Genomic DNA, 5923 nt, shown 5'->3' on the forward strand with positions numbered 1-5923 from the left:
ACTTCGACGTCATGCTGATGATCTCTCCTCAGAACCGTCCAGGAAGAGTATCCCCTGGTAGACGAGCTGTCTCACATCAGCGTGACAGGGAGGGTCGACTGGTACAACAACCGGCGGCTGCACGGCGAGCTCGGACACGTCCCACCCGCCGAACACGAGGCACTACACGCGATGACCCACCCGGTCACCGCACCCCTGAAAACCAGCTAACCAACTCTCCATCAAACCCGGGGCTTGACATGCATCCCGTCAACACCGTCGTACGCCTGCTCGCCGACCTGCACACGCACCTGGCGGGAGCCGGCAATGAACACTGACCCCGCCGCCATCGCTGCCGCTCGCCAAGTCCTGGCTCGCCTGGGCGTCACGGTGACCGACCTGCAATCGCACCCCGCGACGCCGTCCGTTGTGCCGACGGTCGCCGAGTACCTGCCCCGTGTTGTCGCCGCTGCCGGGCCCGGAGCACGCCGCACCTACGGCACCTACTGGGAGCGGATGGCCGCCGCGTGGCCGGAGCGACCGTTGGACTCCGTCACCGCCAGCGAGTTCGAGGCTCTGAAACAGGTGATGATCGCCTGCGCCGTGTCGCGGCGCAACAGCCGCAACGGCCGGCACGCCGGTGAGCACCTCATCGCCGCCGCCCGCGCGTTCTACCGATGTGCCATCGCCGACGGGCTGATCGACGCCGCCGCCAGCCCCGCGCACCGAGTAGCGAAACCCCGACGCTTACCCGGCACCCGCCGCGCGTTGACCGCACACGAGTTGGAGGAGATCAACGCGATGGCGCGCACCAGCGGAAACGACGTCATCCTCGACGCGCTGCTCCTGCGCTTGCACACCGAGACCGCGGGCCGCCGCGGCGGCGCCCTGGCCCTACGGCTGGTCGACCTCGATGCGACCAACGGGCTCGTCCGCCTCGCCGAGAAAGGATCCACTGTCCGCTGGCAGCCCATCACCCTCGATCTCGCCGGACACCTGCGGGAGCACGCCGCCGCCCGCGGCGCGGTCCTGCCGACCGATCCGCTCCTGCGCGCGCGCAACGGCCGACCGATCACCAGCCGCCGCTACGACCATTTGTGGCAACGCATGGGTGAGCGCCTGCCCTGGGTGGCCGTGCACGGCATCTCGACCCACTGGCTGCGCCACACCACGCTGACCTGTTCGACTGCGGCTGTCACATCCGCGAGAAAATCAATCAGCTTCGTAGTCTTCCCGATCACATCCTGACTGAGAGTCACGCTCGCATGCATGCCCTGTTAGTTGGCAGGCAACGTCACAGATTGCGCTGCCTACAACCAAGATCACAAGGGTGCTGCCGCGCGCGCAGCATGGGTGAACCCTCCGAGCGGGGGCGCGGCCCAAATCGGGCACCCGTCGCCATCTCACCTCTGCGGTGTTCGCGGGCGGCATCGCGATAGTCTGCAACGAATGAAGCCGTCGGCTCGAAGGTGAGGCCTGCCCGATGGGTACCAGCTACGAACCGATGAGTCTGGCCAGGTTGGCCACCCATCTGGCATCCGCGGACACCGACCAGACTCGCTGGAAACTCGTGTGGGAGTTTCTGGAGGAGTACCGCTGGGAACCCGCCGAAACCAGGGTCGACCTGTTGAAAGATGAGCCCGGGCTGACCGGGGACCCGCGGTGGGACGCGCTGCTTGCCGCGCTCGCGGAGCACCTGCTGGCTCAGGCGGATCTTGCTCCGCCCGCATGGGTCGACGCACGTGTTCTGCGCCGGGCATGGTTCCCGGCTGAACTGGCCATCCACCGGGCTGACGCCCTGGCATGGGCCCCGGCTGCATTCCGGAAGCACGGTGTGTACCTGTCCGTTCACGACCTGGCCGCGGCGTGAGCGGATCAGACGGCGTCCTCATGGGGCGCGCGGAACTCGAACGCGCTTTCGCTCACCTGGGCGACCGGCTTGTCCGGCGCGGAGTCGTCGCTGACATCTTCATCGTGGGTGGTGCCGCGATGGCGCTCGCCTACGACGCGAAGCGGGTGACCAGGGACGTCGACGCGATGTTCGTTCCGCACGGAGTCGTCCTCGATGAGGCGCGTGCAGTGGCCGACGAACTGGGCCTACCGCCGTGGTGGCTCAACGAGCAGGCCAGCGTGTACGTATCCGGCAAGGACGACCCTGGCAAGCGGCGAGTCTTCGACCATCCTGGCCTGCGCGTGATGGCCGCCTCGCCGGAGCACATCTTCGCGATGAAAGCGCTCGCGGCGCGGACCCGCGACGTGGACGACCTTCGCGCCCTGGCGGCGCTGGCCAAGGTAACGACGGTGGACGACGCTATACGTCTGTGCAGCGACTTCTACCCTGACGAAGCGATCTCGCCACGAGCAATGGGAGTTATCCGCGAACTTTTCGGATGATTCGGAGGGTTCGCCCAGGACCGGGGTCTGCCGCTGCACACCCGCAGCGGCGGTCACAACTTCGCCGGCTGGTCGACCGGGCCGGGCGTGGTGCTGGACGTCTCCCGGATCAACCACGCCGTCCCGAACTCCCGGACCGTGCACGTCGGGCCGGGTACCCAGTCGATCGACGCGCTGACCACCCTCAGCAAGCAGCAGACGCAGCTTCTGACCGGCACCTGTCCGACGGTCTGCCCCGGCGGCTACTACTCCGGCGGCGGCATCGGCATGCAGACCCGCAAGTACGGCATGGGCAGTGACCGGCTGGTCTCGGCCACCGTGGTGCTGGCCGACGGCCGGATCGTGTCCACCTCCCGGACCCAGGAGCCGGAGCTGTTCTGGGCGCTGCGCGGCGGTGGCGGCGGCAACTTCGGGGTGGTCGTCGACTTCGAGGTGCGTCGCATCGACCAGCCCCGGGCCGTCTACTACAACACCCAGTGGTCGTTCGCCGACATCCAGACGGTGCTTCCCGCGTGGCAGGAGTGGACCGCGACGGCGTCGGTCGACCTGGGCTCGACCATGGTCGCCGTGCTGCCGGACGGGTTGCCCGAGGAGAACACGCTGGTCTTCGTCTACGGCGTGCATCACGGCACGCAGGCCGCGCTGGACACCTCGCTGGACCAGCTCGCGAGCTTGGCCGGCGCGGCTCCGCTGAGCAGGGTCTCCGCCGAACTGCCGTACGCCGAGGCCATGCAGAAGATGTACGGCTGCGACCAGATCTCGATGGAGGCCTGTCACCGGGTGGGCACCAACCCGGAGGCGAGCGTGCACCGTGGCACGTTCCAGCGCGACGCCTTCCGTTTCGTCTCCCGGCCGTTCGCCGCCGCGGACGTCAGCCGTGCCGTCGACACGCTGGTAGCCGATCGGCACCCGGGGCAGACGCGAGTGCTCAACTGCATGAGCGTGGGCGGGGTGGCGAACGAGCGGAGCCGGTCCGAGACCGCCTTCGTGCACCGCGACGCCCAGTGGGTGATGGGCTACGTGGCCACCTACGCCGATGCCAATCCGTCGGCGGCGGACGCGGCGGCCGCGACAACCTGGACCGACGCCGGCGCGGTCGCTCTGGAACCGTTCTCCACCGGCGCTTACGTCAACTTCCCCAGTTACGACCTGCCCGACTGGCGGGAGCAGTACTACGCGGAGAACTATCCGAGACTGGTCAGGGCGAAGACCGCCTTCGACCGCTACAACTTCTTCCGCCACCCGCGCAGCATCGGCGCCTGAGCGGTCACGCCGCCTTCGCGGCGCGCCGCCGGACCGACCGTTCGGCCTGCACGATCGTGGAGAGCCGGCCATTGATCAGGCGGCCGAGCACGTCCAGGAAGACCTTGCGGTCGCGAGCCGGGACCGTGGAGAGGATCTCGGCTTGGAGCCGGGCGACGATCTCGCCGGCCTCGGCGACCATCTGCTCGCCCTTAAGGGTGACCCGGACGATCCGAGCTCGCCGATCGGTCTCCGACATCCGGCGCTCGGCGAGCCCGGCCCGCTCGAGTTCGTCGAGAGTGACGACCATGGTGGTCTTGTCGATGCCGCAGAGCTCACCCAGCTGGCTCTGGGTCAGCTCACCGGTCAGGCCACGCTCCAGCACGCAGTAGGCCCGGGTCGAGATGCCCAGGCCGGACAGGGCCACGGCGTGCTCCTGGGCCAGCGCGTGGGTGGCCCAGGACATGAGAAACATCAGGTCAGGCACGTCGCTCATGCCACCCAGCCTAGCAACTAGTCCGCGATTGGAACTATCTCGTACCGGAGTAAGCCTGGCCGAAGGGTCCGTTCAAAACAAGATAGTAAAGAAAAGTATCATCTGGTACGGTCGGACCACGCCTCGCACCTCCCCACCAGAAGGAGACAATTCATGTCTGCGGAAGCCTCCACGACCCGGGCCGTCAGCGGCACGTCGCGCGCGCGGACCAGGGCCATCGCCATCGTGGCCGCCGTGGTCGGCGCCGTCGTCGTGTGGTTGATCGCCAAGGCGGCCGGCGCCGAGCTGAAGGTCGACCAGGGCTCCGGCCCGCAGGACGTCTCGGTCTTCGCGGTGGTGCTCACGGCCGTGTTCGCTGGGCTGTTCGGCTGGGCCCTGCTGGCCCTGCTGGAGAAGTTCACGGCGCGCGCCAAGGCGATCTGGACCACGGTGGCGGTCGTCGTGCTCCTGATCTCGCTGGTGCTGCCGCTCCTGGTCGACGCCACGACCGGCACCAAGGTCGCGCTCGTGCTGATGCACCTCACGGTCGGCGCGATCGTGATCCAGCTGTTCCGCAAGGACGCCCGTTCCGCCTGATCTCGGACACGAAACGGCCGCTTCCACGTGCACGTGGAAGCGGCCGTTTCGCGTAACAGGGATTCAGCCCCAGGCAACCGGCAGCGCGAGCACGCCGTAGAACGCCATCTGGTCGCGCATCGGGATCTGCTCACGCGGGACGGCCAACCGGATGTCCGGGAAGCGACCGAACAGCGCCGGGTAGGCGATGCGCATCTGCATCCGGGCCAGTTCCTGGCCGAGGCACTGGTGCAGGCCGTGGCCGAGGGCCAGATGCTGGCGCGAGCCGCGGCTGATGTCCAGGATGTCCGGGTCCTCGTAGTGGGCCGGATCGCGGTTGGCGGCGGGCAGCGACAGGGTCACCGTCTCGCCGGCGCGCACGACCTGACCACCGAGCTCGATGTCGGCAAGGGCGGTCCGCGTGGGCCCGACATGCACGATGGTGAGGAACCGCAGCAGCTCCTCGACCGCACCGTCGATCAGCGCCGGGTCGGCGTGCAGCGCGGCGAGCTGCTCTGGCGCGTCGATCAGCGCGAAGGCGCCCAGGGCCAGCATGTTCGCGGTCAGGCCGTGTCCCGCGAAGAGCAGGTTGAGCCCGATCGTGGTCAGCTCCTCGTCGGTCAACTCGTCGCCGGCGGCGAGCTGTCCGAGCAGATCCTGGGTCGGCGCGGCCCGCTTGGCCAACACGATCTCGTGCACGAACTGGTGCAGGCCGCCGAAGGCGGCGGCGGTCTCCTCCGGGGTAGAGGTCATGTTCACCATGACTGCCGACCGGGTCTGGAACTGCGCCCGCTCCTCGTACGGCACGCCGAGCAGCTCGCAGATGACCAGGGACGGCACCGGCATGGCGAACGCCTCGAGGAGGTCGACCGGTGGGCCTGCCTTCTCCATCTCGTCGAGGTAGTGCGTGACGATCTCCTCCACCCGCGGCGCCAGCAGGTTGATCTTCCGCGCGGTGAAGTGGCTGGTGAGCAGCTTGCGGTAGCGGGTGTGGTCGGGCGGGTCCATCTCCGGGAACGAGCCCGGCGCGGCCGGAGTCGGCTCGGTCGGCACCATCGGGTGGCGGATGGGGAAGTGCTGCAGTTCGCGGCGCGAGCTGAATCGCGGGTCGGCCAGTACGGCGCGGGCCTCGCTGTAGCCGGTGACCAGCCACCCGAGATGCCAGGGCTGTTGCGTTCTCGCGGCGCGGGGCGCTGAACAGGGATTTCGTGGGGTGAGTGGCCTGTGTGGAGGCGGATGAAGCGGGTGAAGCCCTCA

General features: G+C 68.4%; 7 protein-coding genes and 1 pseudogene. 6 read left to right on the top strand and 2 right to left on the bottom strand.

Annotated features, from left to right (window positions below):
* Positions 1-306: 306 nt before the first annotated feature.
* From AB0H52_RS31225 to AB0H52_RS31245, 5 genes and pseudogenes are all read left to right on the top strand, one after another.
* Entirely contained in the window at positions 307-1227 is a 921-nt protein-coding gene (locus AB0H52_RS31225; protein ID WP_151493062.1) for a site-specific integrase, read from the top strand.
* A 235-nt stretch (positions 1228-1462) separates the two neighbouring features.
* A complete protein-coding gene (locus tag AB0H52_RS31230; RefSeq protein WP_151493061.1) occupies positions 1463-1849 on the top strand; it encodes a hypothetical protein in 387 nt (128 codons plus the stop codon).
* A gap of 20 nt (positions 1850-1869) precedes the next feature.
* Positions 1870-2373 (top strand): DUF6036 family nucleotidyltransferase, encoded by a 504-nt coding sequence (locus tag AB0H52_RS31235; protein ID WP_151493060.1) that lies wholly within the window; start codon positions 1870-1872, stop codon positions 2371-2373.
* A 21-nt stretch (positions 2374-2394) separates the two neighbouring features.
* Positions 2395-2715: pseudogene (locus tag AB0H52_RS31240) on the top strand (FAD-binding protein); the annotation flags it as partial.
* Positions 2716-3384: 669 nt separating this feature from the next.
* Positions 3385-3636, top strand: a complete 252-nt coding sequence (locus tag AB0H52_RS31245) for a BBE domain-containing protein (protein WP_255473758.1) — start codon at positions 3385-3387, stop codon at positions 3634-3636.
* Between the two features lie 4 nt (positions 3637-3640).
* Here the strand turns inward: AB0H52_RS31245 and AB0H52_RS31250 are convergent, their stop codons facing one another.
* Positions 3641-4111: a MarR family winged helix-turn-helix transcriptional regulator gene (locus AB0H52_RS31250; protein ID WP_151493058.1), complete on the bottom strand. Its 471-nt coding sequence runs from the start codon at positions 4109-4111 to the stop codon at positions 3641-3643.
* 153 nt (positions 4112-4264) lie between these two features.
* Here AB0H52_RS31250 and AB0H52_RS31255 point away from each other — a divergent pair, with 153 nt between their 5' ends.
* A complete protein-coding gene (locus tag AB0H52_RS31255) occupies positions 4265-4687 on the top strand; it encodes a DUF6069 family protein (protein ID WP_151493057.1) in 423 nt (140 codons plus the stop codon).
* Between the two features lie 63 nt (positions 4688-4750).
* Here the strand turns inward: AB0H52_RS31255 and AB0H52_RS31260 are convergent, their stop codons facing one another.
* On the bottom strand, positions 4751-5722 hold the full coding sequence (locus tag AB0H52_RS31260) for a cytochrome P450 (RefSeq protein WP_151493056.1): 972 nt from the start codon (positions 5720-5722) through the stop codon (positions 4751-4753).
* Between the last annotated feature and the right edge of the window lie 201 nt (positions 5723-5923).

This window comes from Micromonospora sp. NPDC050695 (assembly GCF_040654415.1).
Taxonomy (GTDB): domain Bacteria; phylum Actinomycetota; class Actinomycetes; order Mycobacteriales; family Micromonosporaceae; genus Micromonospora.

Coding starts and splice junctions, on each gene's coding strand:
- AB0H52_RS31230 (WP_151493061.1), top strand. CDS start 1,463: ATGGGTACCAGCTACGAACCGATGAGTCTGGCCAGGTTGGCCACCCAT.
- AB0H52_RS31245 (WP_255473758.1), top strand. CDS start 3,385: ATGGGCTACGTGGCCACCTACGCCGATGCCAATCCGTCGGCGGCGGAC.
- AB0H52_RS31260 (WP_151493056.1), bottom strand. CDS start 5,722: ATGGTGCCGACCGAGCCGACTCCGGCCGCGCCGGGCTCGTTCCCGGAG.
- AB0H52_RS31255 (WP_151493057.1), top strand. CDS start 4,265: ATGTCTGCGGAAGCCTCCACGACCCGGGCCGTCAGCGGCACGTCGCGC.
- AB0H52_RS31250 (WP_151493058.1), bottom strand. CDS start 4,111: ATGAGCGACGTGCCTGACCTGATGTTTCTCATGTCCTGGGCCACCCAC.
- AB0H52_RS31235 (WP_151493060.1), top strand. CDS start 1,870: ATGGGGCGCGCGGAACTCGAACGCGCTTTCGCTCACCTGGGCGACCGG.
- AB0H52_RS31225 (WP_151493062.1), top strand. CDS start 307: ATGAACACTGACCCCGCCGCCATCGCTGCCGCTCGCCAAGTCCTGGCT.